Origin of the sequence: Enterobacter cloacae complex sp. 382A5 (genome assembly GCF_050031095.1) — a bacterium.
Taxonomy (GTDB): Bacteria; Pseudomonadota; Gammaproteobacteria; order Enterobacterales; family Enterobacteriaceae; genus Enterobacter; species Enterobacter cloacae.
Genome location: NZ_JBLGVK010000001.1, coordinates 1,986,317 through 2,013,261 on the forward strand (window position 1 = coordinate 1,986,317; position 26,945 = coordinate 2,013,261).

Consider the following 26,945-nt stretch of genomic DNA (forward strand, 5'->3'; position numbering starts at 1 on the left):
ATCGGATAAACCACAACAGGCGACAACAGGTTATCTGTAAGGTTATTACGGATTCACGAAGGTGTTCTTCACCCGCGTCGAACGCTTGAAATAGGGCACCAGAAGCGCCGCCGCCAGTAACGGGAAAAGCAGCTGACGAACGGCCAGCGCATCCGAAACCGGTGAAAAAGCAAAGGCTTTCACCGCCAGCAGTACGGAAACGAGCAGCCAGATGATGTAGTGCTTAGGCACATTTTTGCGGCGTTTAAAGAACGCAATGGTTAGCCACAGCGTGTAGTACCACATGCCTATGGCGAAGACGAACGACACGAACCACAGCGTAATATTCAGCACACTTTGCGACATCAGGGTCTGGATGGCATGAGGGGTAACCAGCGCGGTGGTATAAAGCAGCAGCGCAAGTGATGCGCTTAATAAGGCAACCAGCAGCCATGCCAGTGGGGCGATTAACCAGCCTCCAATTCTTTCTCCAGGCGTTGCGGTCATGAACTCTCCCATAAATCTGCGCGAAATGTTGTACAGCCAGTTTGCAGGGCGGAGAGTATATAACATTTCGCGCGGATGGCTACTTTCTTATAAAACGTAACGCCATACGGACTTAGGCACTTCGCCGACGTTAAACAAACGGCCACCGGAGACCAGTTCCGCACGGCGATGATCCGCTGCACGATACATATTGATGATGTCCTGATTATCCGACAGCGTGTAGTTCAGGTGGTCAAACAGTTTTTCCAGGCTCTCAAGGGAATTGATCTTGCGAAATTTTAATAAATAGTCCTGAACTGTCATATTAATAAGTTTCCATATAAAAGTGAGTCATACCCGTTAAGGTAATTCGTTTGAATAATAAACGGATTAATAAAGACGTAAACTGCCCACTCAGGTAACGCGACTAAATTAGGAGTTTTCTTTGCGAAAGATTCAGGCATCAGATGATGCCTGGAAGAGAAGGTTAACCGTGTTCACCGGGAGTGGCAATAAGTAACTGACATATTATGTCACTCTTTATTACCGTAACCGGTTACTTAGGTTGGGCGACAGTGACAGGCTCCGGCGGTTGGTAGTTATCGATGTGGCTGGCAACGCCAAGCAAAATGACCGATACCCCAAGAACAATCCATCCCGCTAATTCAATGATTCGATTAATAATTGACGTCATAATTCGTGTTTGTAATTTATCCATAAATACCGGTTGCAAATGTTACAGCGCCAGGGGGGAGACAGCAAGTGCTTTGGGAACGGTTCCCTTAAGCACAATCAGCGGGTTAACCCCATATAACAAAAACAACCGGAGCAGGATGCTATTTTAAGTCATATGGCACATGCTTAATCTGTCATGTGGCCAGGTTAGCCAGTGTGAAATAAGAACATCACAGGAGAGGGCAACACTATGAGTGATAGCATCCGTGTCGGGCTTATTGGTTACGGGTATGCGAGCAAAACATTCCATGCGCCGTTAATTGCCGGTACGCCGGGAATGGCGCTGGCGGCGGTGTCGAGCAGCGATGCCACCAAGGTGCATGCCGACTGGCCCACCGTTCCGGTTGTCTCTGAGCCTAAGCACCTTTTCAATGATCCGAATATCGATTTAATTGTGATCCCCACGCCGAACGACACCCATTTCCCGCTGGCGAAGGCGGCGCTGGAAGCCGGTAAGCATGTCGTCGTCGATAAACCCTTTACCGTGACGTTGTCTCAGGCACGCGAGCTGGATGCGCTGGCGAAAAGCCTTGGCAGACTGCTGTCGGTGTTTCATAACCGCCGCTGGGACAGCGATTTTCTCACGGTAAAAGCGCTGCTCAGCGAGGGAACGCTCGGGGAGATAACCTTCTTTGAATCGCACTTTGACCGCTTTCGGCCGCAGGTGCGAAACCGCTGGCGTGAGCAAGCTGGGCCAGGCAGCGGCATCTGGTACGATTTAGCCCCACACCTGCTCGACCAGGCCGTGAATCTGTTTGGCCTGCCGGTGAGTATGACGGTCGATCTGGCCCAGCTCAGACCCGGCGCGCAAACGACCGATTATTTTCATGCCATCCTGAGCTACCCGCAACGGCGGATAGTGCTGCACGGAACGATGGTTGCGGCTGCGGAATCTGCGCGTTATATCATTCACGGCACGCGCGGGAGCTATGTGAAGTTTGGTCTGGATCCGCAGGAAGACCGGCTGAAAAACGGCGAGCGTTTGCCTCAGGAAGACTGGGGATATGATATGCGAGACGGGGTGGTGACCAAAGTGGAGGGGGAGACGCTGGTGGAAGAAACCTTGCTGACGAGCCCGGGGAACTACCCGGCATATTATGCGGCCGTGCGTAATGCGCTGAACGGCACGGGGGAAAACCCGGTACCAGCCAGTCAGGCGATTCAGATTATGGAGTTGATTGAACTGGGCATTGAATCTGCCAAACATCGCGCCACGCTCTGTCTGGCATAAGTTTTGTTGGCCGGGTAGGGCGTAGCCGCCACCCGGCAAAGGGGTTACGCGTTTGCCACCTTATCCCGAAGCGCCTGCTTCTCTTCCGGCGTGAGGAAGGCCATCTCCAGCCCATTAATCTGCGCCTGGCGGATCTGTTCGCGGCTCAGGCCCGCCTGCGGTGCGGCGACAGTGTACTCGTGGATAATGTCCACGCCCTGTACCGCCGGGTCATCGGTATTCAGCGAGGCCAGCACGCCGTGCTCAAGGAAGGTTTTCAGCGGGTGCTTATCCAGCGCGGGCACGGTGCTGGTCTGAATATTGGAGGTCAGGCAGGATTCAATCCCGATACGTTGCTCGGCCAGGAAGTCCATCAGGGCGCGATCTTCCACCGCTTTTACACCGTGACCGATACGCTCGGCACCCAGTTCACGGATGGCCTGCCAGATGCTCTCCGGCCCCGCCGCTTCACCGGCGTGAACGGTTACATGCCAGCCGGCATCACGTGCGCGGTTGAAATGTGACAGGAACAGGCTGCCCGGGAAGCCCAGTTCATCCCCGGCCAGGTCGACGGCGGTGATCGCGTCACGATGCGCCAGCAGCGCTTCCAGTTCCTGCAGACAGGCCGCTTCGCCGAAGGTACGGCTCATGATGCCAATCAAACGGGCCTGCACATCGAAGGTTTTGCACCCTTCACGGACACCTTCAATAACGGCTTCAACCACGCCTGCAACGGGCAGGCTGTGGGTCATCGCCATATAGCCTGGCGAAAAGCGCAGTTCGACATAATGCAGGCCGTTACGGGCGGCATCTTCGATATTCTCAAAAGCGACACGGCGACAGGCATCCAGTGAGGCCAGCATCTTTACGCCCCAGTCGAGTTTGCTCAAAAAACTGACCAGATCCGGTTCATTAGAGGTGACCTGAACGTGCGGGATCAGGGTTTCAAGCGATTGAGCAGGGAGCGTTAAATTGTACTGGCGGCCAAGATCGAGGATGGTTTGGGCACGAATGTTACCGTCAAGGTGACGATGAATATCTGTTAAAGGCAGGCGTGTATCAATCATGGTCGCACTCTTTTCTGGTTAAAGTGCGCCACATTATAAAAACAAAACGAGGTAAAAAGCTATTTGCGCAAGGGAATATTCCGTTGCGCAAACAAACTACAGGAGCGTGTTGATACCCGCAATCAGCCGCTGCACCCCTTGTTCCAGCTTGCTGCGCGGGCAGCCGGCATTCAGGCGGATAAAACCGATGCCTTCGTTTCCATAGGTATATCCCGGCATGATGGCGACTTTTTGCTGCTCAATCAGTACGTTTTGCAGGGCGCGATCGTCAATATTTAACGGGCGCAGGTCAATCCAGGCGAGATAGGTCGCCTCGGGTGGCGTCCAGTTAAGTGCCGGAAAAGCGCAGTTCATTTCACGTGCGATAAATTTCAGGTTCTCTTCCAGATAGTCGCGCAGCGCGGCAAGCCACGGCTCACCCTGCTGATAGGCGGCAATGTGCGCCGTCAGTGCCAGCACGGAGGGAGAGGAGAGGCCGTCACGGCCTTTTAGCGCGCTCAGATACGCATTACGGCTCTCCTCATCGCCTATTAACCCATATGCGCCGGTCAGTGCCGGGATATTAAAGCTTTTGGAGCCTGAGGTCAGTAGTGCCCATTTACCGCGCGCGACCTTGTTCCATGGCGTGTGGCGATGTTCTCCCCATACCATGTCCATATGAATTTCATCGCTTATCACCGCCACGTCATAGCGTGCGCACAGTTCAGCCATCTGCGCCAGCTCCTCCTGCGTCCAGACCTTGCCGGTCGGGTTTTGCGGGCTGCACAGCAGCAATATTTTGTTTTCCGGTTTCGCCAGGGCGGCCTCAAGCGCGGCCATATTTCCCTGCCAGCCCGACGCCTGTTTCTCCATCGCCACTGGCACCACGCGGCGCGCATTGCCTTCAATGGCTTTATAAAACGCGTCATAAGCCGGAGTATGCACCACCACACCGTCTCCCGGCATCGACCACAGGCGAATCAGCTCAGAGACCATATAGATCACGGAAGGGCCATAAACAACGGTTTCAGTATCAATCCGGCTGTTAAAACGTTGCTGGAACCAGTGCGCCACCGCGGCCAGGAATTCTTCGTTTTTCCAGCGGCTGTAGCCAAACACGCGGTGATCAATACGTTGATGTAGTGCATCGATAATGCAGGGGGCGGTGGCGAAATCCATATCAGAGATCGTAAAGGGCAGCAGGTCGGCGGCACCAAAACGGTCGGCAACATAATCCCACTGTGTACACCAGGTGCCGTGGCGATCGACAACGGTCGAGAAATCAAACATGACGTACATCCTTAAAGTAAAACCCCCTCTGCGTGAGGGGGGAGGCATCAGGCTTCGACTGTGCGCATCAGGGTGGCCAGCTCATCTTTGACCGACTGCACCTGCGGGCCGATAACCACCTGCAAATTGTGTTGATTCAACTGTACCACGCCGATTGCCCGGTTGGCTTTCAGGGCATTGGTATCCACTTTCGACATATCCGCCACCGACAGACGCAGACGGGTAATGCAGTTATCCAGAGAGGTAATGTTATCCGCACCGCCCAGCGCCGCCAGAATTGCCGGCGTGTTATAACCCGATTTACCCACTGTACCGGCAACGGCCTGTTCCACGCTGGTGGCGGTTTCGGCATCGCGGCCTGGCGTTTTCAGGTTAAAGCGGGTAATGGCGAAGCGGAAGATACCGTAGTACACCACGAACCAGATCGCCGCCACGACCGGCACCAGATACCACTTGGTGGACAAACCATGCAGGATGCCGAACACCACGAAATCAATTACGTTGCCGTCGGTGTTACCGATGGTGACGCCCAACACCGCCATCACGGTAAAGCCCAGACCGGTCAGCACCGCGTGGATGAGATACAGCACCGGCGCGACAAACAGGAACAGGAATTCGATAGGCTCAGTCGTACCGCCTACAACGCAGGCGATTACCCCGGAAATCAACAGCCCTTTAATTTTGTGACGATTTTCAGGTCGGGCGCAGTGGTACATCGCCAGCGCCGCGCCTGGCAGACCGCCGAGGAAGGCCGGCATTTTACCCTGTGACAGGAAGCGGGTCGCACTCTCAGAGAAGCCATGAGTGGTTGGGCAGCTCAGCTGCGCCTGGAAGATGGTCAGCGCACCGCTTACATCATGACCGCACACTTCCATGGTGCCGCCTGCTTCGGTGAAGCGAATCAGCGCCACCAGAATATGTTGCAGGCCAAACGGCAGCAGCAGACGTTCGCCGGTACCGAAGATCATCGGGCCGAAATCGCCCGCGCCGTTAATGATACGGCCAATACCGTTGATACCGAGCGCAAAGACCGGCCAGATCAGCGGGATGACCAGACCAAACAGCCCCATGACCACGAGAGTAATAATTGGCACGAAGCGGGTGCCGCCGAAGAATGCCAGGGCATCGGGGAGGCGGATATTGTGGAAGCGCTCATGCAGCATCCAGATAATGACCCCCGCGATCACCGCGCCGAGGATCCCGGTGTCGATAGACTGAATACCAATCACGCTCTGAATGTTGTTGGCTTTCAGCACCGCAGCATCGGTAGTGGGCAGGATGCCTTTGGCGGTCAGCCAGAAGTTCACCGCAAGGTTCATCACCGCGTAGCCCACAAAACCGGCGAACGCCGCCACGCCTTTATTCTCACGCGCCAGGCCCAGTGGGATGGCGATACAGAACATCACGGGCAGGAAACTGAAGGCAAAGGAGCCGACCTTACTCATCCAGATAAAGATCGCCTGCAGCACAGGGGTACCGAGGAACGGGATCAGCGTAATGACGTCCTTACTGCTGAGCGAGCTGCCGATCCCGAGCATGATCCCGCAGAACGAGAGAAGCGCCACGGGCAGCATAAAGGTTTTACCCAGTTGCTGGAAAAATTCCCACAGCGATATTTTTTGTGCTGTTTTCGCCGTCATAAAACGACTCCTTTATTGTTAAAATCAGTTTGTCTGCTTCAATGCTGCGAGAAGATAAAACGTTTTATCAAAGTTTAGTGCGCGCTGAATCACATTCTCAGCCTTTCACTGGTAGTATAAAGATAACGTATTGATAAAACGTTTTACCGATCTCATTATCAGGGAGTCACGCCAACACATGGCTGTAGCGAAAAAGATCACCATCAACGATGTCGCGCTGGCGGCGGGCGTTTCCGTCAGCACCGTTTCACTGGTCCTGAGTGGAAAAGGGCGCATCTCTCCCGCGACCGGTCAGCGGGTTAACGACGCCGTTGAACAACTGGGTTTTGTGCGTAACCGTCAGGCGTCGGCCCTGCGCGGGGGACAAAGCGGCGTGATTGGCCTGATCGTGCGTGACCTGACTTCACCCTTTTACGCCGAACTGACCGCAGGGTTAACCGAAGCGCTGGAGGCGCAGGGACGAATGGTGTTTCTGCTCCACGGTGGACGCGAGCCGGACCAGCTTCTTTCCCGGCTCGACATGCTGCTCACCCAGGGCGTTGACGGTGTGATTGTTGCCGGAGCGTCGGGCGTGAGCAGTGAATTATGCGAGCGCGCGGCCGCTAAAGGGGTGCCGCTGGTCTTTGCGTCGCGCGCCAGTTATCTGGATGAAGCCGATACCCTGCGGCCAGATAACATGCAGGCAGCCCAAATGTTGACCGAGCATCTTATTCGTCGCGGACATCAGCGGATTGCCTGGCTCGGCGGAAAAAGCTCGTCGTTGACCCGCGCCGAACGGGTGGGCGGTTATTGCGCGACGCTGATTAAATACGGTTTACCGTTCCACAGCGAGTGGGTGGTAGAGTGTGAATCCAGTCAGAAAAAAGCCGCAGAAGCGATCGGTGCGCTGTTAAGCAGCAGCCCGACGATAAGCGCCGTGATTTGCTACAACGATGTGATTGCGATGGGGGCCTGGTTTGGTCTGATCCGCGCCGGGCGTCAGAGCGGTGAGGGGGGTGTTGAAACCTTCTTCGGCCATCAGGTGGCGTTAGGGGCATTTGCCGACGTTGGCGAAAATGCGCTGGACGATCTGCCCATCGTCTGGGCCACCACGCCCGCACGGGAGATGGGTTACACGCTGGCGGACAGGATCATGCAACGCATCGAAAAAACAGACGTGCAGGCCGGGCACCAGATTGTGGCGGCGCGGTTAGTGACGGTGAAATAACCCAGAGCACGTTGCGGATCGTAGGCCGGGTAAGGCATTGCCGCCACCCGGCAATAAAAAACCCCTCATGCGAGGGGTTTTGTCGTTTACTGCTGTGGCGCCGCAGGTTCGGCTGGCGCTGCTGGTTCAGCCGGTTCCGGCATGCCCAGGGCAGGCATACCAAACATGCCGACAAAGTCCTCCAGCGGCATTTTGTCACCGTTGAGCGTCACCTGGCCGTTGGCATACTGCAGGCTGGTGGAAATCGTATTGTCGTCCACCTTCGTAATACGGAACATCTGGCCCATCGCCGCCAGGCCTTTCACCTGCTGGTTTGCCAGCTTACCGGCATCGTCATCGCCGTACCCTTCAAGCTTCGCAATCTGAGTCATAAACTCGGTTGCCATGTCCATTGGGATCGTCAGCTTGCTGTCCAGTGACTTCACGCTGCGATCCACTTCCTGCGCCAGCGTTTGCGGTTCGCCCGTTGCGGTTGCCGGATCTTTCAGGAACAGAGACAGGTTAAAGCTGGTTTCGCCTTTGCTGTTTTTCCAGCTCAGCGGAGCGACGGTGATCACCGGTTCACCTTTAAGCAGGATAGGCAGGTTGTTGAACAGCACGGCCATCGCCTGCTGCTGATACACTTCCGGGTTCTGCTGCAGCGCGGCATCGGTCAGCAGCGCCTGGCTCTCTTTGCTGTATTTCTGGCTGAATTCATGCCACGCCTGACCGTCAATATTGCCGATCTTCAGCGAAAGCTTGCCGGTACCCAGATCCTGATTCTGCACTTTCAGGCTCTTCAGGGTGTAATCCAGCTGAGTATTGATGCTCTTACCGTCTTTGGAGACATCCGATTTACCATCAACGTCCATGCCTTCCAGCACGGCCATCTCTTTACCTTCAATCGCAATGGCAATCTTATCAATCGAGAGTTTCTGATCGCCGATACGCTCTTTGAAGTCGGTCATGCGGCTGTTGCCGTCTGCTTTCAAATTGTTGAAGGTAATCTGTACCTTCTGATCGTATTCGTTAACGGCGTTGACCAGACCGCTTTGCGCTTCCCCTGTCAGGGAGAGCACGTTCCCTTCGCGGTCAGCATCTACGGTGAAGTTGCCACCGCTGAAGGTGACTTTCTCGTTCTCTTTCTCGTAGTTCAGCGCCTTCAGCGCGATATTCGAGCTGGTATCACCGGCATAGCTGATGCGGGTATCAACCGCGAAAGGTGATTCATTTTTTGCCAGTTCGAACAGCGGCTTAGTTAAGTCGTTATTCACCAGCACGGTGTGAACGGACGCCATTGATGGGATCAGATTAAAGGACTTCAGCTGCGCCAGCGGGAACGGACCGTGACTTACCACCTCATCCAGCACCACCGTCTGGCCCGGCTTCAGCCAGCCATTTTCATTTCCGGCAACGGGCTTCACCACAAGCTGCATATGGCTGGTGAATACCCCGCGCTCATAATTCTGATAGCTCAGCTCTACACCCGCTTCCGGTGCGCCACGCTTAATTTGGCTGTTAGCCTGTGCCACCATCTCAGCCAGACGGCTCTCCAGCTGCTTCCCGGTAAACCAGGATGCTCCCGTCCAGACTACGCCTAACGCTACAATCACGCCTACCGCTACGACCGATTTTTTCATTGCGACTATCCCTAAAATGAAACCAGGCGGTAGAAACCGCCCGGAGATATAAAGCCTGCCACTAGCTTAGCAAGAGTTGTTAAAAAATTCAGTATTGTCTAAAGCTTATTAAATACGCGCGCCAGGCGACCGGTACCGCTTACGCTGACCGGGGACTCATTAGCAGCAACGAATGCTGACTCACCCGGCTTAAGCACCAGACGCTGTTCGCCTTTATGCAGTGTCGCTTCACCCTCAACGCAGAACAGGATCGCCGCGCTCTCCTGCGCGATGGTCGTTTCGGTCTGGCTGAGGTCGTGCAGGGAGAAAGCAAAATCGTCAACCGGAATAGGGAAGTCCAGCTCTGCGCCATTTTTGACGGGCTGAGTAAGCAGCTCGGCAGCAGGTTTTGCCACAAACTTCACGTTAGCCACCAGTTCAGGGATGTCGATATATTTCGGCGTCAGACCCGCGCGCAGCACGTTGTCCGAGTTGGCCATTACCTCCAGCGCCACACCCTGCAGATAGGCATGCGGCGTTTCCGCGAACAGGAACATGGCTTCGCCCGGGTTTAGCTTCACCACGTTCAGCAGCAGCGGGGAGAACAGGCCGCTGTCGTCCGGGTAAAACGCAGAAATCAGACGGATGGTGTCCCATGGTTCGCCCTGCTGGCCGTCCAGCGCCGCTTTCAGCACCGCCAGGGCGTGGGATTTCTCGTCGCCCTGCATGTTGAGCAGGCTGGCGAACAGCTGGCTCAGGCTTTCCGCGTTCGGATTTGCCAGGAAATGCGCGATAGCGTTATGCGCTCCTGCGACCGGCTGCAGCAGAGAGATGATCTCGGAGAACTCGCGAAACGCGTTCATCGCCAGGAAAGGGGTCAGCGCAAAGACCAGCTCCGGCTTGTGGTTCGGATCTTTATAGTTACGCTCGGCGGCATCTAACGGGATACCGGCTGCATTCTCTTTTGCAAAGCCAATTTCAGAGGCTTTCTTGTTCGGGTGAACCTGGATGGAGAGAGGTTGATCGGCACACAGCACCTTAAACAGGAACGGCAGCTCGCCAAAACGGTTGGCCACGCTGTTGCCCAGCAGCGTGGCTTTATCGGCATCAATTACGTCGCGCAGCGCGCGCACCTGGCCGCTGGCATCTTCAACTTTTGAGCTGCTCTTCGGGTGGGCGCCCATCCACAGTTCTGCCATCGGCAGGTTGTCCGGGTTCGCGATACCGTAGAGTTCCGTTAACGCAGTTTTACTTCCCCAGGCGTAGTTTTGCACTGAGTTGATGAGTTTTTGCATTATCAAGCCCTGATTCAAATGTGGAATAAACTCCGGGTATTAAAGCAATAAACCACCTGGAAGTAACCTGCGGATGTAAAAAGTCGTACTAGTCTCAGTTTTTGTTAAAAAATTGTGTAGGATAAGCTGACTCGCTTTTAAGCCGGGCAGCGGAACATCTGCCCTGAATAATCAGACCGACGCAGTAAGTGAGAGAACAATGTCGAACAAACCCTTTCATTACCAGGATCCTTTCCCGCTCGGTAAGGATCAGACCGAATATTACCTGTTAACCCGCGATCACGTCTCTGTATCTGAGTTTGAAGGGCAGGAGATCCTCAAGGTCGATCCGCAGGCGCTGACCTTGCTGGCGCAGCACGCCTTCCACGACGCCTCGTTTATGCTCCGTCCTGCGCATCAGCAGCAGGTGGCCGATATTCTCAGCGACCCGGAGGCCAGCGAAAACGATAAGTATGTCGCGCTGCAGTTCCTGCGTAACTCCGATATCGCGGCAAAAGGCATTCTGCCGACCTGCCAGGACACCGGTACGGCCATCATCGTGGGTAAAAAAGGCCAGCGTGTCTGGACCGGTGGCGGCGATGAAGCCGCGCTGGCGCACGGTGTCTACAACACTTACACCGAAGACAACCTGCGCTACTCGCAAAACGCGGCGCTGGATATGTATAAAGAGGTCAACACCGGCACCAACCTGCCTGCGCAAATTGACCTCTATAGCGTGGACGGCGATGAGTACAAATTCCTTTGCATCGCGAAAGGCGGCGGTTCAGCCAACAAAACCTACCTCTACCAGGAAACGAAAGCGCTGCTCACACCGGGCAAGCTGAAGAACTACCTGGTGGAAAAAATGCGTACCCTGGGGACTGCAGCCTGCCCGCCATACCATATCGCCTTTGTCATTGGCGGCACGTCGGCGGAAGCGACGCTGAAAACCGTGAAGCTGGCATCGACCAAATACTACGACGGCCTGCCAACCGAAGGGAACGAACACGGCCAGGCGTTCCGCGATGTTCAGCTTGAGCAGGAGCTGCTGGAAGAAGCGCGTAATCTGGGGCTCGGCGCACAGTTCGGCGGTAAATACTTTGCTCACGACGTGCGTGTGATCCGTCTGCCGCGCCACGGCGCATCCTGCCCGGTGGGTATGGGCGTCTCATGCTCGGCGGATCGTAACATCAAAGCGAAGATCAACCGTGAAGGCGTGTGGATCGAAAAACTGGAGAACAACCCGGGTAAATACATTCCGGAAGCGCTGCGTAAAGCCGGTGAAGGTGAAGCGGTTCGCGTTGATCTGAACCGTCCGATGAAAGAGATTCTGGCGCAGCTGTCTCAGTACCCGGTCTCGACGCGTCTCTCCCTGAACGGCACGATCATCGTCGGCCGCGACATCGCCCATGCGAAGCTGAAAGAGCGCCTGGACAACGGCGAAGGGTTGCCGCAGTACATCAAAGATCATCCGATCTACTACGCGGGCCCGGCGAAAACGCCAGAGGGTTATGCCTCCGGCTCATTAGGCCCAACCACCGCAGGCCGCATGGACTCCTATGTTGACCAGCTCCAGGCCAACGGCGGCAGCATGATCATGCTGGCGAAAGGCAACCGCAGCCAGCAGGTGACGGATGCGTGCCACAAGCATGGCGGGTTCTACTTGGGCAGTATCGGTGGTCCGGCGGCCGTACTGGCGCAGGGCAGCATTAAGAGCCTGGAGTGCGTGGAATACCCGGAACTGGGTATGGAAGCGATCTGGAAAATTGAAGTGGAAGATTTCCCGGCGTTTATCCTGGTGGATGACAAAGGCAATGACTTCTTCAAGCAGATCCAGTCCTCTCAGTGTTCGGCATGTGTGAAGTAAGCTAAAAAGCCGGGTGGCGGCTACGCCACCCAACACCAAAAAGAGCGCACAAAGCGCCATAACGTTTCTCAGAAGTCATCAATACTTATCTCTTAAGCATGTGAGCAATCCCATCTTTAATTATCAAGGAGAAAGTAATGACAACGCATCGCCGTGAGAAAGATTCGATGGGCGCGATCGACGTTCCGGCCGACAAACTCTGGGGGGCGCAAACCCAGCGCTCGCTGGAACATTTCCGTATTTCGACAGAGAAAATGCCCGTTTCGCTGATTCAGGCGCTGGCGCTGACCAAACGTGCCGCCGCCAAAGTGAATCTGGATCTGGACCTGCTGGCGGCTGACAAAGCCAACGCCATTATCAGTGCCGCCGACGAAGTGCTGGCGGGTAAGCATCCCGACGAATTCCCCCTGGCCATCTGGCAGACCGGATCTGGCACGCAGAGCAACATGAACATGAATGAAGTGCTGGCCAACCGGGCAAGCGAGCTGCTGGGCGGCGTGCGCGGTATGGAGCGTAAGGTTCACCCGAACGATGACGTTAACAAGAGCCAGAGCTCCAACGATGTCTTCCCGACGGCAATGCACGTGGCGGCGGTGATTGCCATCCGTGAACAGCTGATCCCGCAGCTAAATGTGCTTAAAAGCACCCTTAACGAGAAAGCCCAGGCCTTCAGCGATATCGTCAAAATCGGGCGTACCCACCTGCAGGATGCCACGCCGCTGACCCTTGGACAGGAGATATCCGGCTGGGTGGCGATGCTGGAACACAATCTCAAACACATTGAGCACAGCCTGCCGCATCTCTCTGAGCTGGCGCTGGGCGGCACGGCGGTGGGGACGGGGTTAAATACCCATCCGGAGTACGCGGTGCGCGTGGCGGAAGAGCTGGCCGCGATTACCGGGCAACCGTTTGTTACCGCGCCCAATAAGTTTGAGGCGCTGGCAACCTGCGACGCGCTGGTTCACACCCATGGTGCGCTGAAAGGGCTGGCGGCATCACTGATGAAAATCGCCAACGATGTGCGCTGGCTGGCCTCTGGCCCGCGCTGCGGTATTGGTGAAATCAGCATCCCGGAAAATGAACCGGGTAGCTCCATTATGCCGGGCAAAGTGAACCCGACGCAGTGTGAAGCCATGACCATGCTCTGCTGTCAGGTGCTGGGAAATGATGTGGCCGTCAACATGGGCGGTGCGTCAGGCAATTTCGAGCTGAACGTCTATCGTCCGATGGTTATCCACAATGTGCTTCAGTCTGTACGGCTGCTGGCGGACGGCATGGAGAGTTTCAACGCGCATTGCGCCTCCGGCATTGAGCCAAACCGCGAGCGAATCAGCCAGTTGCTCAATGAGTCGCTGATGCTGGTGACCGCCCTCAATACCCATATCGGCTACGACAAAGCCGCTGAGATCGCCAAAAAGGCGCATAAAGAGGGGCTGACGCTGAAAGCCTCTGCACTGGCGCTCGGCTATCTCACGGAAGCCGAGTTTGATGCCTGGGTCCGCCCTGAAGCGATGGTCGGCAGCCTGAAATAGTCACGTCGCCACATACAGGTGCAGCCGGGGAATAATCAGCTGCAGCGGCTGCGCCTGAGGCTTATAGCGATGCTGAACGTTTTCCGCATCGTAATTCAGCAGTTCGCCAATGTCCGGTACCACGGCGCCCTGATCGGCATCATAGAGCGCAATCAGCGGCGTTGGGCAGGCGTACTGGATCTGCTTTTGCTGGCCTGAATACCAGACGCGGGCGATAGGCTGCACCTTCACCGGGCGTTTAATCTTCAGGCGCGTTTCAACGGGCAATGACGCGATGCTGTGATACTCCTGCTCCAGGCGCTCAATCCACTGCTCGCGCGACCACGGAGCCACGGTGCGCGGCGCTTTCAGGCTCTTTTCCAGCTGGGCCAGGATCTCATCCCGGGTAAAGTTTTTGATAATGTGCTTGTTGGCCCAGCCGAAGCGCAGCGTGGCGGGCTGACGCAGTACCGTCAGCGTACGGTAGGCATTCAGGGTGATTAAACCCGGAAGCTGGCGGTGCACCCACTCAAAGCGGGCGGCTGGTGCCAGGCCTGACTCTTCGGTAATGATTTTTTCAAATGCCGCTTTCAGGGTATTGATGTGCGTAATCTGGGTTTCCAGCGCCTCACGGGTTTCGGCGTCCGTTTGCAGACAGATCACCCCCGGCAGGCGAACGGCCGCCTTGCTGCTGCGGTTTTCTGACTGCTGCTGAATAAACAGGCGACGATAGTGCTGTAGCGCCAGATCCCGCGCGGATTGGCCGATATGCTGTTTGACGTCGATGGTTTGCAGCGGATCGTGCTCTGCGCCTTTTGCCACCTCCGGCAGGGTAAAGACCCGCGCAGCCAACAGGCGGCAGGCCTGCAGGCGCTCGGTTAGCGTTAACAGCTCATGCTCCATCTCCCGAAAGGTGCTGTTCAGCCTTTCGATAAGATCGTATGTCGCCATGTGAATCCCCATTAGTTACAACATACTCATGGTATAGCACAGCACGCCGGGTCAGGCCAGCGTGCGGTTAAGGTCAGGCAGGAACGGGAAGGGCGATGTTATGGTACACCGGCCAGCTAAAGCAGAAGCATGCGCCGCCGAGTTCACTCTCCCCGCACTGCACCGTGCCGCCCATCGCCTGCGCTATAGAGTGGACAATCGCCAGCCCCAGACCACACCCTCCCGTCGCACGGTCGCGGCTCGGGTCGAGACGCACAAACGGCTCGAACACGGTTTCACGCGCATCCGGGGCGATGCCGGGGCCATCGTCTTCCACCGTCAGACGGGCCTGATTGTCCTGCAAGTCCAGGCCAATCCGCAGCGTGCTCTCGCTGTAGCGCATGGCGTTGTTCATCAGATTATCCAGCACGCGTTCCATCAGGCGCATGTCCAGCGCGCCGTAATCACCCGGCGTGACGCGCGTTAACAGGGTGCGTTGCGGATTGACGCTCTGGACGTCATCAATATGGGTTTGGATCCACGTCGGCAGATCCGGGGTACTGAGGTGCAGTTCATTTTGTGGACGGTCAAGACGAGCATAGGTGAGCAGCTCCTCAATGAGCGCTTCAAGCTGGCCGATGTCGCGGTTTAACGCCTGAGACTCTGCCGCCGTAAGGTTTTCGCTCATCTCCAGCCGGTAGCGCAGACGCACCAGCGGCGTTCGCAGCTCATGAGCAATCCCGTCGATCAGTTGTTTTTTACTGGCAATCAGGGCGTTGATGTTATCGGCCATCTGGTTAAATGCCACCCCCAGACGTTCAAAGCTGGACCCGCTGTCAAAGTGAATACGCTCGGTAAGATGCCCCTCGCCAAAGCGCTGTGCGGCGGATTCCAGTTTCAGCATGTCCTGCCAGTGTGGGCGCATCCAGATAAAGACCGGGAAGGCGAGTGAAATGGCGATAAAGGCCATCAGGGCCATATCCAGCAGGCGCATCTGGTGCAGATAATAGAGATAAGGCACCGGCCCTACGGCCAGCACATAATGACTGCGCGGAATGCGCTGGATAAAGGTGTATTTCTCATCCAGTGCCACGATATCCCCGTCACGCAGGCGCTGCATGGCAGGCGGATCTAAATCGAAATCCTTCAGCGGTTCAATGCGCAGATCGAACGACAGGTTCAAATCCAGCTCTTTTAAGGTTCTCGCCCAGTCATGTGGCGGAATTTCACGCAGTTCGCTGCGCATCAGATAAAGTGAGCTTTTCATCAGATCGTCCAGCGACTGCCTGCCCGCTCGTTCGGCAGTGAACTTATAGACCAGCCCGACCAGCATGGTCATCACCAGGAAGCAGACAAACAGCAAAAGATAAAACTGCACAAAAAGCTTTTTCATTAAATCTCACCGAAAAAACGATACATGCCGAATATACATGAAAAACCTTCCGGTGTTTTCACCACCATCATGCACGACAAACGTATTATCTGAGCCGTGCCGAGGTTTGTTACATGGCATGAGTACTTCTTTTGATTTTGGCGATGAGTTTTTCTGTCACGCTCAGGCCTTCCGCGATCTCCGCATCAATCACGGCGCTTCCGAATTCGTTAATTAAATCCAACAATATTTCGTAAGACTGAATCAGTTCCAGAAGATCAAAGAGGGCTTTTTGGTCGGCACGCGCGGGGGAGGCTTGGTTAAGCGTTGCCTGATTAACAATCCATTCAAGATTGGTTTTGATGGCTTCTACGTCATGGTAGCTATACATATGTCATAGGCTTAAATCCTCATTTCAAGATTTTATGGGAGAGAGGTAGCGAAAGCGTCGCGATAAAAACGTTTATGTGGCGGGCCCGGTGCGAGCTCAAGAAGGAATGCAGGAAAAGTAATTATGGATTAGTTCGCTGGCTTAGCAAGTTAATTGTTGCGCCAACGGGCAAATTAACGCGCGAAAGTCAGGGCATTGTCGTGTAATGCCTTCATTTCGCGCAGGTTATGCTATTTTGCCAACACGATCAGGTTTCCCAGGCGTGCGGGGCGAACAGATAACCCTTGTTACGCACGGTTTTGATGCGGTACGGCTCGGTGGCGTTGTCCTGCAGTTTCTTACGCAGTCGCGAAATAGCCACGTCAACACTGCGATCCATTCCATCGTAACTTACGCCGCGCAGGTTTTTCAGCAACGCGTCACGGTCCATAATCTGCCCCGCATGGGTGGCCAGCTCCCAGAGCAGGTCAAAATCGGCGGTAGAGAGCGCGATAAGCTCACCGGAGAGCAGGACCTGGCGGTTAACCGGATCGATGGATAACGTGCCAAACCGCATCGCTTTATGCGGCATCAGGGACTGCGCCGGCACCTCGCGTTCACTGCTGGCATGCTGGCGCAAATGCAGGCGCAGACGGGCGAGCAGAACGGCAGGCGGCGTGGTTTTAAGAATGTAGTCATTGGCCCCCATCTCCAGCGACAGAATATGGTTCATGTCGCTGTCCAGTGAGGTCAGCAGCACGATAGGGCCATCCCACTGAGCGCGCAGGTCGCGGCACAGCGTCATCCCGTCTTTGCCGGGCAACATGATATCCAGCAGCACCAGATCCGGGTTTTCACGCACCACGACCTCTTCGGCGCGATCGCCACGTGGCTCAACAATAACGTCCATATCATGTTTACCCAGATAAGCGGCGATCAATTGTCCCACTTCGGGCTCATCTTCTACATAAACAATCTTATTCATACAACGTCTGTTATCGCGAAAAATGCCAACATACACCGCGTAACCTTAACCTTCCATTAATCTTTCAAAATTAACGTCAGTTCCGTTATTCTGGCTCTTATTGTTACTTGATTGTTATAGGAAAAAGCATGGGGCTGGCGATAAAAGCCGCGCTGGGCGCGCTGGTGGTGTTATTGATTGGCGTACTGGCAAAAACCAAAAATTACTACATTGCCGGGCTGATTCCGCTCTTCCCGACGTTTGCGCTCATTGCACACTACATTGTCGCCTCGGAACGCGGCACTGAGGCGTTGCGCATCACCATTGTGTTTGGCATGTGGTCAATCATCCCTTACTTTCTCTACCTGTTGTCCTTGTGGTATTTCACGGGCTTTCTGCGGCTTCCCCTGGCGCTGGGCGGGGCGGTGGTCTGCTGGGGGCTCAGCGCCTGGGTGCTGATTTTCTTCTGGAGCCGCTATCACTAGCGCAGCGGTCGCCCGCCGTCCACGGCAAAGGTCCTGCCGGTGACGTAACAGCTGGTGAGCAGATAATCGATAAGGTCGATCACCTCTTTCTCGCCAGGGGCGATTTTCATCAGGGATTTATTCAGCGCCTGCTGACGATACTCGGCATCATCGCCCTCATTGAATAAAATCATCGCCGGGGCGATGGCGTTCACCTTGACCTCTGGTGCCAGCTTGCGGGCAAATGAACGCGTCATGTTATCCAGTGCGGCTTTACTCGCCGCATAAGCGATGTGTTTGTCGCTCCCGCGCTCCACCACATAATCGGTGAAATGAATAATGTCACCCGCGGCATGGCCGTGGCCGCGCAGCAGATCCTGTAGGGCATGGTTAAGCAAATAGGGGGCATTGACGTGGATCTGCAGCATACAGGCGAGCGTTTCGCTGAGCGACGTACCGGGTTTTTCTGCAAGCCATGCGCTGGCGTTATGGATAATCGCCCGCAGACCGTGGGTCGTTGATTTGACCTTATCCGCAAAGGCAAGTATGCCGTCGTCGGTGGAGAAATCAGCCTGAATACAGGTTGCCCCCGCTTTTCGTAGCCCGTCTATCGAGGGGTATTCCGTGCGGTAACTGACAATGACCGGGTGGCGAAGGTTGAGAAAGTGATGGGCGAGGGCGAGGCCGATACGACGGCCTCCACCAGTGATCAGTATTGGGCGATGCTGCGCAGTTCCCATCGTATTCTCCTTTTCAGTTCAACAATGGGAAACGCAGGGTTATCCCATTAACATCCAGGTTGCCGGTACGGCAGCAACCAGTAACAGCCCGATGAGGGCCATTTCGCGGCGTTTAAGCGCGTTCTCCAGCTGATGAGTACGGCGGGCATAGATAAACACCAGCAGGCCCGGCGCATACAACACCACCGACAGCAGCAGGTGCATAGGCCCGGAAGCATACAACAACCACAAACCGTAAATACAGGCGCCGATCCCTACCGCATAGTGCGCCGGGCGGGTGGCGATTTTTAACAGATACGCACCCACTAAGAAATAGGGTACCAGAATCATCTCCGAGGCGATGGTCAGCAGGGTGTTATAGTCCGAACCTGTGAGCCAGATCAGCACCAGGCAGACCTGAACGCTGATATTCGTCAGCCAGAGTGACGCTGACGGCGCACTGTTTTTATTCTGACGGGCAAACAGACGTGGAAACGCTTTGTGCGTGGCAGCCAGGAAAGGCACTTCGGCCGCCATGATGGTCCAGCTCAGGTAAGCCCCGCAGACGGAGATAATCAGCCCCGCGGCAATGACCACATCGCCCCAGCTACCGAGCATTTTCACCATCAGACCGGCCATGGATGGGTTACGCATTTCGGCCAGTTCAGGACGAGCCACCACACCCAGCGACAGCAGGGTCACCAGCAGATAGACACCGAGGGCCGCCAGCACCGCCAGCAGCGTGGCGCGTCCGACGTCGCGCTTGTTGCGCGCGCGGGCAGAGACCACCACCGCACCTTCAACACCAATGAAAACCCACAGGGTGATCAGCATGGTGTTTTTCACCTGCTCCCAGACGGGGACGCCCAGCGCAAGGCCAGTGAAATCGAGTTTAAATACATCCAGACGGAATGCCATAAACGCCAGCACGATAAACAGCCCGAGCGGAACCAGTTTGGCCAGCGTCGCCACCAGGTTAATGCTTGCCGCTGTCTGGACGCCGCGCAAAATGAGCCAGTGTACGACCCACAGCAGCACCGACGCCCCGACAATCGACTGCCAGGTGTTGCCGTCACCAAAAAGACGCAGCTCGGGCGTATCGGTAAAGAAACTGAGCGCCGAGAAGACAATAACCAGATAGGAGACGTTAGCGATCACCGCACACAGCCAGTAACCCCACGCGGAGCAGAAGCCAATCAGTTCCCCAAAACCGGCCCGCGCGTAGGTGAAAATACCGCCATCGAGATCGGGACGAATACGGGTCAGCAGCAGCATGGCGAAGGCCAGCAGCAAAATGCCAACGCCGGTAATCCCCCAGCCAATCAGCAGTGCGGCAGGGCTTGCGACGGCCGCCATATTCTGCGGTAAACTGAATACCCCCGCACCCAGCATTGAGCTTAAAACGAGTGCAGTTAAAGCACTCAGGCCAAGTTTCTTTTCCATTGGCTTCCTGTTATGAAAGGTCCAAATCCAGAATAATTATTTCGCACAGGCGCATAAAAATGGTGGATCACACTAAGGCGCGGGATTTTACGGAGTGTCACGAACGCATGCAATGATGTGTAGCAGAAATTCAAAAAAAGTAACAAAAAAAGGCGGCACTGAGCCGCCTTTAATGAAGGGTTTTGTTACTTGTACAGATCGGCGCTGATGGTCATGTTGTTACCACGTTCCTGCCACTGGCGGGTGATGTGATAGTACTTCGCCCCTTTCTTCGCCGCACGCTTCGCGACCTGATAAGAGACTTCCGTACCGTTGCCATAGTTGCCGGTAAACTTGATGCTGTCGAACGGCACCATCTGCGCAGCCGTGGCGTTGTTCAGCTCTTCAACTTTGGTGCCGTCTGGCAGGGTAACGGAGTAACGGCCACCTTTCGTGGATTGCGTCTCAAAGAAACGGCCCACTTCAGCGCTTGGCGCTGCGGAGGTTGCTACGCCTGGAATTTCGACTTTCTTCGCTTCTTCGCCGCCTTTCGCTAACGCCGCGCGACCGGCTTCTGAATCAGCAGGGATGGCATCCGGGCTTTGCAGAACGCGTTTTTTCGCATCTTCTTTATAGATGAACGCGGTAATACGCTGGTTGCCACCCTGGTTAGCATCTACCTGACGCACGATGTAGAACGAGTAAGCCCCTTTTTGTTTCGCGGCTTTGGTGATGGCATCGTTCACTTCTGGCTGGCTGCGGTAGAAGCCCTGAACGGTAACGGTGTCATACGGTTCCAGCTCAATCGCCTGATCTTTAGGCAGTTCAACGACGCCGTTGATCACGCGGTTTTTCGGCGCGTCAGCTTTTGGCGCATTCTCTTTGTACAGCGCGATGGTCACGCGCTGGTTGCCACTATTGCCTTGATCGGACTGGTCAAGCACGTAAAACGACGCTGCGCCGTTTTTATCAGCGGCTTTTGATGCGGCGGTAACGGCATCGCCAATAGAGTTGTAACGACCCACAATGACCGTATGGTCAAAAGGTTTTAACGCTGCCGCTTGCTCCGGCGTTAACTCTGTCGCGGCATTCGCAGACAGGGCGGTCGCGGAAAGAAGTGCGGACGCCAGGAGTGTGTTCTTAAGCTTCATAAAAATAATCCTTCGCCTTGCGCAAACCATGTACTGGTATTGTTGTTAATTTGAGACGGTCCCGATTATGGCATTTAAAACCTGCTGCTGTCTGCGCCATTTTTCACAGCCTGTGCTCACCGAAGGATCTGATTCGATAACATTTAGTGATATGTTGAAAAAACAGGCGTTTGACAAGCAAAAGTGATAAAGCATATGACTTTTACAAGTTAATTTAATGTTAATAAGTTGATCTCATATGGCGCTATATCATGTTTTTACCGCTTCGCTTGCGCGATTTATCGGTTCTGAGGATGAATTTAAGGTAAATATCTCTGTCAGCGAGGCCGATCGCTTATTTTTCACAGATAATGTAAGAAATAGTGTTTTCAGGCGGTAGATCGCAGGCGCTATTTTCAGTAGGTTATAGAAAGTTTGTTACTGTTTTATTTTCCGGGGTTACTCATTTGCCGCCGCTCTCTGGATGGCGAAATTTGATGCAACTGCGGGCATTTATCGATAAACCATCATCAAAAACCGATGGAAGGGAAAACTATGCGTATTGGGGTACCAAAAGAACGGTTTGCCAATGAAACCCGCGTAGCGGCGACACCAAAAACGGTGGAGCAACTGCTTAAACTGGGTTTTACCGTCGCCATTGAAAGCGGCGCGGGCAAACTGGCGAGTTTCGATGACGAGGCCTTTATTCAGGCTGGTGCGGACGTGGTGGACGGTGCTGAAGTCTGGCAATCACCCGTTATTCTGAAGGTGAATGCGCCGCAAGAGAGCGAGATTGAGCTGCTGAACCCGGGCACCACGCTGGTGAGCTTTATCTGGCCTGCCCAAAACCCAGAGCTGATGGAGAAGCTGGCGGCACGTGGCGTGACGGTAATGGCGATGGACTCCGTGCCGCGTATTTCGCGCGCGCAGTCTCTGGATGCCCTGAGTTCAATGGCGAACATCGCCGGTTACCGTGCAATCGTCGAAGCCGCCCATGAATTCGGCCGTTTCTTCACCGGTCAGATCACGGCGGCAGGCAAAGTGCCTCCGGCAAAAGTGATGGTGATTGGTGCCGGTGTGGCAGGCCTGGCGGCTATCGGTGCGGCAAACAGCCTGGGCGCTATCGTCCGCGCGTTTGACACCCGCCCGGAAGTGAAGGAGCAGGTGCAGAGTATGGGCGCCGAGTTCCTTGAGCTGGACTTCAAGGAAGAAGCGGGCAGCGGTGATGGTTATGCGAAGGTGATGTCCGAAGCCTTTATCAAAGCGGAAATGGAACTCTTTGCCGCGCAGGCAAAAGAGGTGGACATTATTGTCACCACCGCGCTGATCCCGGGTAAACCAGCACCGAAGCTGATCACCCGTGAGATGGTGGACACCATGAAGCCGGGCAGCGTGATTGTCGACCTGGCCGCGCAAAACGGCGGCAACTGTGAATATACCGTGCCGAACCAGGTATCCACGACCGCCAACGGCGTGAAGGTGATTGGTTATACGGATCTGCCTGGCCGTCTGCCCACGCAGTCGTCCCAGCTGTACGGTACTAACCTCGTTAACCTGCTGAAACTGCTTTGCAAAGAGAAAGATGGCAACATCACCGTTGATTTTGACGATGTGGTTGTGCGCGGCGTGACCGTGGTGCGTGAAGGCGAAATCACCTGGCCTGCGCCACCGATTCAGGTTTCCGCCCAGCCTCAGGCTGCACCGAAAGCGGCGCCAGAACCCACAGAGCCTGCCAAACCGGCGTCTCCGTGGCGTAAATACGCGCTCATGGCGCTGGCGATTATTCTGTTTGGCTGGCTGGCCGATGTCGCGCCAAAAGAGTTCCTCGGCCACTTTACCGTCTTCGCGCTCTCCTGCGTGGTGGGTTACTACGTGGTCTGGAATGTCTCCCATGCACTACACACGCCATTGATGTCGGTCACTAACGCCATCTCCGGGATCATCGTGGTCGGGGCGTTACTGCAGATTGGTCACGGCGGCTGGATTAGCTTCCTGAGCTTTATCGCGGTGCTGATCGCCAGTATCAATATTTTCGGTGGTTTCACCGTGACTCAGCGCATGCTGAAAATGTTTCGTAAAGGCTAAGGGGTAGCATATGTCTGGAGGATTAGTGACAGCCGCATACATTGTTGCTGCAATCCTGTTTATTTTCAGTCTGGCGGGACTTTCCAAACACGAAACGTCTCAGCAGGGTAATAACTTTGGTATCGCCGGGATGGCGATTGCGCTGATTGCCACTATTTTCGGACCCGATACCGGCAACGTTGCCTGGATCCTGGTGGCGATGATCATCGGCGGGGCGATCGGTATTCGTCTGGCAAAACGCGTTGAAATGACCGAAATGCCGGAGCTGGTGGCGATCCTGCACAGCTTCGTCGGTCTGGCGGCGGTGCTGGTGGGCTTCAACAGCTATCTGTACCACGAACCGGGCATGGAGCCGATTCTGGTCAACATTCATCTGACCGAAGTGTTCCTGGGTATCTTCATCGGTGCAGTGACCTTCACCGGCTCGATTGTGGCGTTCGGTAAGCTGCGCGGTAAGATCTCCTCCAAACCGCTGATGCTGCCAAATCGTCATAAGCTGAATCTGGCGGCGCTGGTAGTCTCCTTTGTGCTGCTGGTGGTCTTTGTGCGTACCGAAAGCGTAGGTCTGCAGGTGCTGGCGTTACTGGTGATGACCATCATTGCGCTGGCGTTCGGCTGGCACCTGGTGGCCTCCATCGGTGGGGCAGATATGCCGGTTGTGGTGTCGATGCTGAACTCCTACTCCGGTTGGGCGGCGGCAGCGGCTGGCTTTATGCTGAGCAACGACCTGTTGATTGTCACCGGTGCGCTGGTGGGCTCTTCCGGTGCGATTCTGTCTTACATCATGTGTAAGGCGATGAACCGCTCATTCATCAGCGTTATCGCCGGTGGTTTTGGCTCTGACGGCTCCTCGACCGGTTCTGACGAAGAAGTGGGCGAGCACCGTGAGATCAGCGCAGAAGATACGGCAGAGATGCTGAAAAACTCGCACTCGGTCATCATCACCCCAGGCTATGGCATGGCGGTGGCGCAGGCGCAGTATCCGGTCGCTGAAATCACCGAGAAGCTGCGCGCGCGCGGCATCAAGGTGCGCTTTGGCATCCACCCGGTAGCGGGGCGTCTGCCAGGCCACATGAACGTGCTGCTGGCAGAAGCGAAAGTGCCTTACGACATCGTGCTGGAGATGGACGAGATCAACGATGATTTCGCCGACACCGACACCGTGCTGGTCATTGGCGCCAACGACACCGTTAACCCGGCGGCGCAGGACGATCCACGCAGCCCAATCGCCGGGATGCCGGTTCTGGAAGTGTGGAAGGCGCAGAACGTGATTGTCTTCAAACGTTCCATGAACACCGGCTACGCTGGCGTTCAGAACCCGCTGTTCTTCAAAGAGAACACCCACATGCTGTTTGGCGATGCCAAAGCCAGCGTGGATGCGATCCTGAAAGCACTGTAATTCGCGTTCTCCTCAAAAACCGCTCTTCGGGGCGGTTTTCTTATTTCTGCGGTCAGCGTTTCTCCTCTGTCTATACTTTACCCTTTGTGTACTACGAGGAGGTGAAATGCAATTTTTGTCCCGCTTCGACATCCTGGAGCTGATGATGACGCCGACATTCTGGGTAAGCGTCGCCACGGTTATCGTCGTGACGCTGCTGGTCTACTGGCTTCTGACGCGCCTGATCGCATTCGTTAAGAGAGGGATCACAACCTGGGGAGATAAGCACCCAACCACAAACAGGATGCGTTTTATCCTGACCGATATGCTTAACCGCACCAGTCGCTTCCTGCTTTTTGTCGTGGCGCTGCTCATCAGCTTGCGTTTTGTTGATTTACCCGACCGGCTCTTTAGCACCGTAAGCCACGCCTGGTTCCTTGTCTTCGCGATACAGGTGGCGCTCTGGCTGGATCAGGGCGTGGTGTCGTGGCTGCGACACGTTATGCTGGCCCCCGGCAGTCATAAAAATCCGGTTACCCTGGTGATCACCGGTCTTATCCTTCGCGCTATCGTCTGGTCTGTGATGCTGCTGTCGATTCTCGCTAACGCGGGCGTCAACATCACCGCGTTGGTAGCAAGCCTGGGGGTAGGGGGTATTGCTATCGCCCTCGCCGTACAAACCATTCTGAGCGACGTCTTCGCTTCGCTTTCTATCGGCTTTGATAAACCGTTTGAAATTGGTGATTTCGTGGTGTTCAACGACGTGGCGGGAACGGTGGAACACATAGGCTTAAAAACGACCCGTATTCGTAGCCTGAGCGGGGAGCAGATCGTTTGCGGTAACGCCATTTTGCTTCAGCAGACGCTCCACAACTATAAACGTATGCAGACCCGTCGCATCGTCTTCACGTTTGGCGTCGCCAGCGACACGCCGCCTGAAAAGCTGCGCTATGTGGGGGATATGGTCAGGCAGATCATCACCGATGTGGGTGAGACAAAGTTCGATCGCGCCCATTTCCTCGGGTTTGACCGTGACCGCCTGACGTTTGAAGTGGTTCATATTGTCAATACGGCGGATTACAACAAATACATGGATATCCAGCAGGAGATTAATATCCGTATTCTCGAAGGGCTGAACGCCCAGGAGATTAAGCTGGCGCTGCCCAGCATGGTGTTGCACGCACCGTGGATGCAGGATCGATCAACTGAAGAGACACAGACAGCGATCGAGAGCTGATAAGAAAAGCCCGCCGGGGAGGCGGGCGAGTAGACTGACGTTAATCGTCTTCCGGGTCATCCAGTTCAACCGGTGTCTGGTACTCATCCGGCTTAATGACCAGCAGGTCGCAGCGCAGATGGTCAATCACCTGTTCCGCGGTATTGCCCAGGAACGCGGCAGAAATACCGGTCCGTCCGATGGTGCCCAGCACCACAATCCCTGCCTGCAGATGTTCGGCTAAATCCGGGATCACCTCTTCAGGCAACCCTTTCTCGACATGCGTCATGTTCTCATCAATGCTGAACTTCTGGCGCAACGCTTTCATGGCCAGCAGGTGCTGTCCGCGGATCGCGTCGTTATATACGCTCGGGTCAAATTCAGGCAGTTCGATGGCAATATTGATAGGGGTAACCGGGTAAGCGCCGACCAGATGCACTTCGGTGTGGTTAACCTGCTCGGCAAGCAGCAGCGTCTCTTTGACCAGCTTTTCGTTCAGCGAATTGTGATAATCCTCTTCGCTTGCCAGGTTTACTGCCACGACGGCTTTGCCGCCTTCAGGCCACGGCTGATCTTTCACCATCCAGACCGGGCACGGGCATTTACGCAGCAAGTGCCAGTCTGTCGGCGTGAAGATCACGGATTCCAGCTTGTCGTGCTGGTGCGCCATTTTCAGCAGCAGATCGTGCCCACCGGCGACGACCTCCTGGATAATCGCTTCAAAGGGGCGGTTATGCCAGACCACTTTAATATCGATAGGCACACCCGCTTCCAGGTAGTATTTCGCCTGTTCGCGGATCCACGCGGTACGTTGGCTGATCACTCCCTGACGCATAGCGGTACGCTCGTCAGGCGACAGAAGGGTGGTCATCTCATACGAGAAGTCATAGATCGGCAAAAACGCTTTGATTTTGCCACCAATCCGTTGATGTAAATACACAGCACGTCGTAATGCCGGCTGATCGTCCTGATTAGGATCGATAGCTACCAGCATGTTTTGATACTTTGCCATACAGGTCTCCTTACTACTGTCACCACAGTCTGTAATTAAA

General features: G+C 55.2%; 24 protein-coding genes. 8 read left to right on the top strand and 16 right to left on the bottom strand.

Going from position 1 to position 26,945, the window contains the following annotated elements:
- Positions 1 to 45 precede the first annotated feature (45 nt).
- The 3 genes from ACQG2G_RS09460 to blr all read right to left on the bottom strand — a co-directional run bounded on the left by ACQG2G_RS09460 (position 46) and on the right by blr (position 1,147).
- Positions 46 to 486, bottom strand: coding sequence for a DUF2569 domain-containing protein (locus tag ACQG2G_RS09460; RefSeq protein ID WP_013096897.1), 441 nt, complete (start codon positions 484 to 486; stop codon positions 46 to 48).
- 87 nt (positions 487 to 573) lie between these two features.
- Positions 574 to 789 carry a transcription modulator YdgT gene (ydgT, locus tag ACQG2G_RS09465; RefSeq protein WP_013096896.1) on the bottom strand — a complete coding sequence of 72 codons (216 nt, stop codon included), beginning with the start codon at positions 787 to 789 and terminating at the stop codon, positions 574 to 576.
- Positions 790 to 1,021: 232 nt separating this feature from the next.
- The gene (blr, locus tag ACQG2G_RS09470; RefSeq protein ID WP_168112406.1) at positions 1,022 to 1,147 is read right to left on the bottom strand and encodes a division septum protein Blr; all 126 of its coding nucleotides are present in this window, start codon (positions 1,145 to 1,147) and stop codon (positions 1,022 to 1,024) included.
- A gap of 243 nt (positions 1,148 to 1,390) precedes the next feature.
- Between blr and ACQG2G_RS09475 the strand changes: the two genes are divergently transcribed.
- Positions 1,391 to 2,431, top strand: a complete 1,041-nt coding sequence (locus tag ACQG2G_RS09475) for an oxidoreductase (RefSeq protein ID WP_061771898.1) — start codon at positions 1,391 to 1,393, stop codon at positions 2,429 to 2,431.
- A gap of 44 nt (positions 2,432 to 2,475) precedes the next feature.
- Here ACQG2G_RS09475 and add read toward each other — a convergent pair whose 3' ends face one another.
- From add to malX, 3 genes are all read right to left on the bottom strand, one after another.
- The gene (gene add / locus ACQG2G_RS09480) at positions 2,476 to 3,477 is read right to left on the bottom strand and encodes an adenosine deaminase (RefSeq protein WP_061771897.1); all 1,002 of its coding nucleotides are present in this window, start codon (positions 3,475 to 3,477) and stop codon (positions 2,476 to 2,478) included.
- Positions 3,478 to 3,573: 96 nt separating this feature from the next.
- The gene (locus ACQG2G_RS09485; RefSeq protein ID WP_061771896.1) at positions 3,574 to 4,746 is read right to left on the bottom strand and encodes a MalY/PatB family protein; all 1,173 of its coding nucleotides are present in this window, start codon (positions 4,744 to 4,746) and stop codon (positions 3,574 to 3,576) included.
- 47 nt (positions 4,747 to 4,793) lie between these two features.
- The gene (gene malX / locus ACQG2G_RS09490; protein WP_020688287.1) at positions 4,794 to 6,386 is read right to left on the bottom strand and encodes a maltose/glucose-specific PTS transporter subunit IIBC; all 1,593 of its coding nucleotides are present in this window, start codon (positions 6,384 to 6,386) and stop codon (positions 4,794 to 4,796) included.
- Positions 6,387 to 6,564: 178 nt separating this feature from the next.
- Here malX and ACQG2G_RS09495 point away from each other — a divergent pair, with 178 nt between their 5' ends.
- Positions 6,565 to 7,593 (top strand): Mal regulon transcriptional regulator MalI, encoded by a 1,029-nt coding sequence (locus ACQG2G_RS09495; protein WP_029882782.1) that lies wholly within the window; start codon positions 6,565 to 6,567, stop codon positions 7,591 to 7,593.
- An 86-nt stretch (positions 7,594 to 7,679) separates the two neighbouring features.
- Here ACQG2G_RS09495 and ACQG2G_RS09500 read toward each other — a convergent pair whose 3' ends face one another.
- Together ACQG2G_RS09500 and manA are read right to left on the bottom strand one after the other, a co-directional pair.
- On the bottom strand, positions 7,680 to 9,212 hold the full coding sequence (locus ACQG2G_RS09500; protein WP_046887918.1) for a YdgA family protein: 1,533 nt from the start codon (positions 9,210 to 9,212) through the stop codon (positions 7,680 to 7,682).
- A gap of 98 nt (positions 9,213 to 9,310) precedes the next feature.
- A complete protein-coding gene (gene manA, locus ACQG2G_RS09505; RefSeq protein WP_013096880.1) occupies positions 9,311 to 10,486 on the bottom strand; it encodes a mannose-6-phosphate isomerase in 1,176 nt (391 codons plus the stop codon).
- A 199-nt stretch (positions 10,487 to 10,685) separates the two neighbouring features.
- Between manA and fumA the strand changes: the two genes are divergently transcribed.
- Both fumA and fumC read left to right on the top strand, forming a co-directional pair.
- Complete coding sequence (gene fumA, locus ACQG2G_RS09510) at positions 10,686 to 12,332, top strand: class I fumarate hydratase FumA (RefSeq protein ID WP_013096879.1); 1,647 nt, start codon at positions 10,686 to 10,688, stop codon at positions 12,330 to 12,332.
- 137 nt (positions 12,333 to 12,469) lie between these two features.
- Positions 12,470 to 13,864: a class II fumarate hydratase gene (gene fumC / locus ACQG2G_RS09515; RefSeq protein WP_061771895.1), complete on the top strand. Its 1,395-nt coding sequence runs from the start codon at positions 12,470 to 12,472 to the stop codon at positions 13,862 to 13,864.
- On the opposite strand, the gene tus is transcribed toward fumC, so the two are convergent.
- The 4 genes from tus to rstA form a co-directional block, all read right to left on the bottom strand.
- The gene (gene tus, locus ACQG2G_RS09520; protein WP_013096877.1) at positions 13,865 to 14,794 is read right to left on the bottom strand and encodes a DNA replication terminus site-binding protein; all 930 of its coding nucleotides are present in this window, start codon (positions 14,792 to 14,794) and stop codon (positions 13,865 to 13,867) included. It abuts the gene before it with no gap.
- Between the two features lie 73 nt (positions 14,795 to 14,867).
- Positions 14,868 to 16,166, bottom strand: a complete 1,299-nt coding sequence (gene rstB, locus ACQG2G_RS09525; protein WP_013096876.1) for a two-component system sensor histidine kinase RstB — start codon at positions 16,164 to 16,166, stop codon at positions 14,868 to 14,870.
- A gap of 109 nt (positions 16,167 to 16,275) precedes the next feature.
- Positions 16,276 to 16,536 carry a hypothetical protein gene (locus ACQG2G_RS09530; protein ID WP_048971255.1) on the bottom strand — a complete coding sequence of 87 codons (261 nt, stop codon included), beginning with the start codon at positions 16,534 to 16,536 and terminating at the stop codon, positions 16,276 to 16,278.
- A 247-nt stretch (positions 16,537 to 16,783) separates the two neighbouring features.
- On the bottom strand, positions 16,784 to 17,500 hold the full coding sequence (gene rstA, locus ACQG2G_RS09535; RefSeq protein ID WP_013096874.1) for a two-component system response regulator RstA: 717 nt from the start codon (positions 17,498 to 17,500) through the stop codon (positions 16,784 to 16,786).
- A gap of 128 nt (positions 17,501 to 17,628) precedes the next feature.
- Here rstA and ACQG2G_RS09540 point away from each other — a divergent pair, with 128 nt between their 5' ends.
- Positions 17,629 to 17,964, top strand: a complete 336-nt coding sequence (locus ACQG2G_RS09540; protein WP_061771894.1) for a GlpM family protein — start codon at positions 17,629 to 17,631, stop codon at positions 17,962 to 17,964.
- On the opposite strand, the gene folM is transcribed toward ACQG2G_RS09540, so the two are convergent.
- The 3 genes from folM to ydgH all read right to left on the bottom strand — a co-directional run bounded on the left by folM (position 17,961) and on the right by ydgH (position 21,235).
- A complete protein-coding gene (gene folM, locus ACQG2G_RS09545; RefSeq protein WP_013096872.1) occupies positions 17,961 to 18,683 on the bottom strand; it encodes a dihydromonapterin reductase in 723 nt (240 codons plus the stop codon). The two genes, ACQG2G_RS09540 and folM, sit on opposite strands and share 4 nt — an antisense overlap.
- A 39-nt stretch (positions 18,684 to 18,722) precedes the next feature.
- Entirely contained in the window at positions 18,723 to 20,105 is a 1,383-nt protein-coding gene (locus ACQG2G_RS09550; protein ID WP_013096871.1) for an amino acid permease, read from the bottom strand.
- Between the two features lie 185 nt (positions 20,106 to 20,290).
- The gene (gene ydgH, locus ACQG2G_RS09555; RefSeq protein WP_013096870.1) at positions 20,291 to 21,235 is read right to left on the bottom strand and encodes a DUF1471 family protein YdgH; all 945 of its coding nucleotides are present in this window, start codon (positions 21,233 to 21,235) and stop codon (positions 20,291 to 20,293) included.
- Positions 21,236 to 21,769: 534 nt separating this feature from the next.
- Here ydgH and pntA point away from each other — a divergent pair.
- The 3 genes from pntA to ACQG2G_RS09570 all read left to right on the top strand — a co-directional run bounded on the left by pntA (position 21,770) and on the right by ACQG2G_RS09570 (position 25,914).
- Complete coding sequence (gene pntA / locus ACQG2G_RS09560) at positions 21,770 to 23,299, top strand: Re/Si-specific NAD(P)(+) transhydrogenase subunit alpha (protein WP_020688274.1); 1,530 nt, start codon at positions 21,770 to 21,772, stop codon at positions 23,297 to 23,299.
- Positions 23,300 to 23,309: 10 nt separating this feature from the next.
- A complete protein-coding gene (pntB, locus tag ACQG2G_RS09565) occupies positions 23,310 to 24,698 on the top strand; it encodes a Re/Si-specific NAD(P)(+) transhydrogenase subunit beta (RefSeq protein ID WP_013096868.1) in 1,389 nt (462 codons plus the stop codon).
- 106 nt (positions 24,699 to 24,804) lie between these two features.
- Complete coding sequence (locus ACQG2G_RS09570) at positions 24,805 to 25,914, top strand: mechanosensitive ion channel family protein (RefSeq protein ID WP_013096867.1); 1,110 nt, start codon at positions 24,805 to 24,807, stop codon at positions 25,912 to 25,914.
- A gap of 40 nt (positions 25,915 to 25,954) precedes the next feature.
- Here ACQG2G_RS09570 and uspE read toward each other — a convergent pair whose 3' ends face one another.
- Positions 25,955 to 26,905 carry a universal stress protein UspE gene (uspE, locus tag ACQG2G_RS09575; protein WP_013096866.1) on the bottom strand — a complete coding sequence of 317 codons (951 nt, stop codon included), beginning with the start codon at positions 26,903 to 26,905 and terminating at the stop codon, positions 25,955 to 25,957.
- Between the last annotated feature and the right edge of the window lie 40 nt (positions 26,906 to 26,945).

What these genes read in the sequence shown, in the direction of transcription:
- tus (WP_013096877.1), bottom strand. Translation starts at nt 14,794, where the DNA reads ATGGCGACATACGATCTTATCGAAAGGCTGAACAGCACCTTTCGGGAG.
- ACQG2G_RS09495 (WP_029882782.1), top strand. Translation starts at nt 6,565, where the DNA reads ATGGCTGTAGCGAAAAAGATCACCATCAACGATGTCGCGCTGGCGGCG.
- ACQG2G_RS09570 (WP_013096867.1), top strand. Translation starts at nt 24,805, where the DNA reads ATGCAATTTTTGTCCCGCTTCGACATCCTGGAGCTGATGATGACGCCG.
- ACQG2G_RS09500 (WP_046887918.1), bottom strand. Translation starts at nt 9,212, where the DNA reads ATGAAAAAATCGGTCGTAGCGGTAGGCGTGATTGTAGCGTTAGGCGTA.
- add (WP_061771897.1), bottom strand. Translation starts at nt 3,477, where the DNA reads ATGATTGATACACGCCTGCCTTTAACAGATATTCATCGTCACCTTGAC.
- ydgH (WP_013096870.1), bottom strand. Translation starts at nt 21,235, where the DNA reads ATGAAGCTTAAGAACACACTCCTGGCGTCCGCACTTCTTTCCGCGACC.
- malX (WP_020688287.1), bottom strand. Translation starts at nt 6,386, where the DNA reads ATGACGGCGAAAACAGCACAAAAAATATCGCTGTGGGAATTTTTCCAG.
- ACQG2G_RS09460 (WP_013096897.1), bottom strand. Translation starts at nt 486, where the DNA reads ATGACCGCAACGCCTGGAGAAAGAATTGGAGGCTGGTTAATCGCCCCA.
- rstA (WP_013096874.1), bottom strand. Translation starts at nt 17,500, where the DNA reads ATGAATAAGATTGTTTATGTAGAAGATGAGCCCGAAGTGGGACAATTG.
- ACQG2G_RS09550 (WP_013096871.1), bottom strand. Translation starts at nt 20,105, where the DNA reads ATGGAAAAGAAACTTGGCCTGAGTGCTTTAACTGCACTCGTTTTAAGC.
- ACQG2G_RS09475 (WP_061771898.1), top strand. Translation starts at nt 1,391, where the DNA reads ATGAGTGATAGCATCCGTGTCGGGCTTATTGGTTACGGGTATGCGAGC.
- pntB (WP_013096868.1), top strand. Translation starts at nt 23,310, where the DNA reads ATGTCTGGAGGATTAGTGACAGCCGCATACATTGTTGCTGCAATCCTG.
- pntA (WP_020688274.1), top strand. Translation starts at nt 21,770, where the DNA reads ATGCGTATTGGGGTACCAAAAGAACGGTTTGCCAATGAAACCCGCGTA.
- fumC (WP_061771895.1), top strand. Translation starts at nt 12,470, where the DNA reads ATGACAACGCATCGCCGTGAGAAAGATTCGATGGGCGCGATCGACGTT.
- uspE (WP_013096866.1), bottom strand. Translation starts at nt 26,905, where the DNA reads ATGGCAAAGTATCAAAACATGCTGGTAGCTATCGATCCTAATCAGGAC.
- folM (WP_013096872.1), bottom strand. Translation starts at nt 18,683, where the DNA reads ATGGGAACTGCGCAGCATCGCCCAATACTGATCACTGGTGGAGGCCGT.
- manA (WP_013096880.1), bottom strand. Translation starts at nt 10,486, where the DNA reads ATGCAAAAACTCATCAACTCAGTGCAAAACTACGCCTGGGGAAGTAAA.
- rstB (WP_013096876.1), bottom strand. Translation starts at nt 16,166, where the DNA reads ATGAAAAAGCTTTTTGTGCAGTTTTATCTTTTGCTGTTTGTCTGCTTC.
- ACQG2G_RS09485 (WP_061771896.1), bottom strand. Translation starts at nt 4,746, where the DNA reads ATGTTTGATTTCTCGACCGTTGTCGATCGCCACGGCACCTGGTGTACA.
- ACQG2G_RS09530 (WP_048971255.1), bottom strand. Translation starts at nt 16,536, where the DNA reads ATGTATAGCTACCATGACGTAGAAGCCATCAAAACCAATCTTGAATGG.
- ACQG2G_RS09540 (WP_061771894.1), top strand. Translation starts at nt 17,629, where the DNA reads ATGGGGCTGGCGATAAAAGCCGCGCTGGGCGCGCTGGTGGTGTTATTG.
- fumA (WP_013096879.1), top strand. Translation starts at nt 10,686, where the DNA reads ATGTCGAACAAACCCTTTCATTACCAGGATCCTTTCCCGCTCGGTAAG.
- ydgT (WP_013096896.1), bottom strand. Translation starts at nt 789, where the DNA reads ATGACAGTTCAGGACTATTTATTAAAATTTCGCAAGATCAATTCCCTT.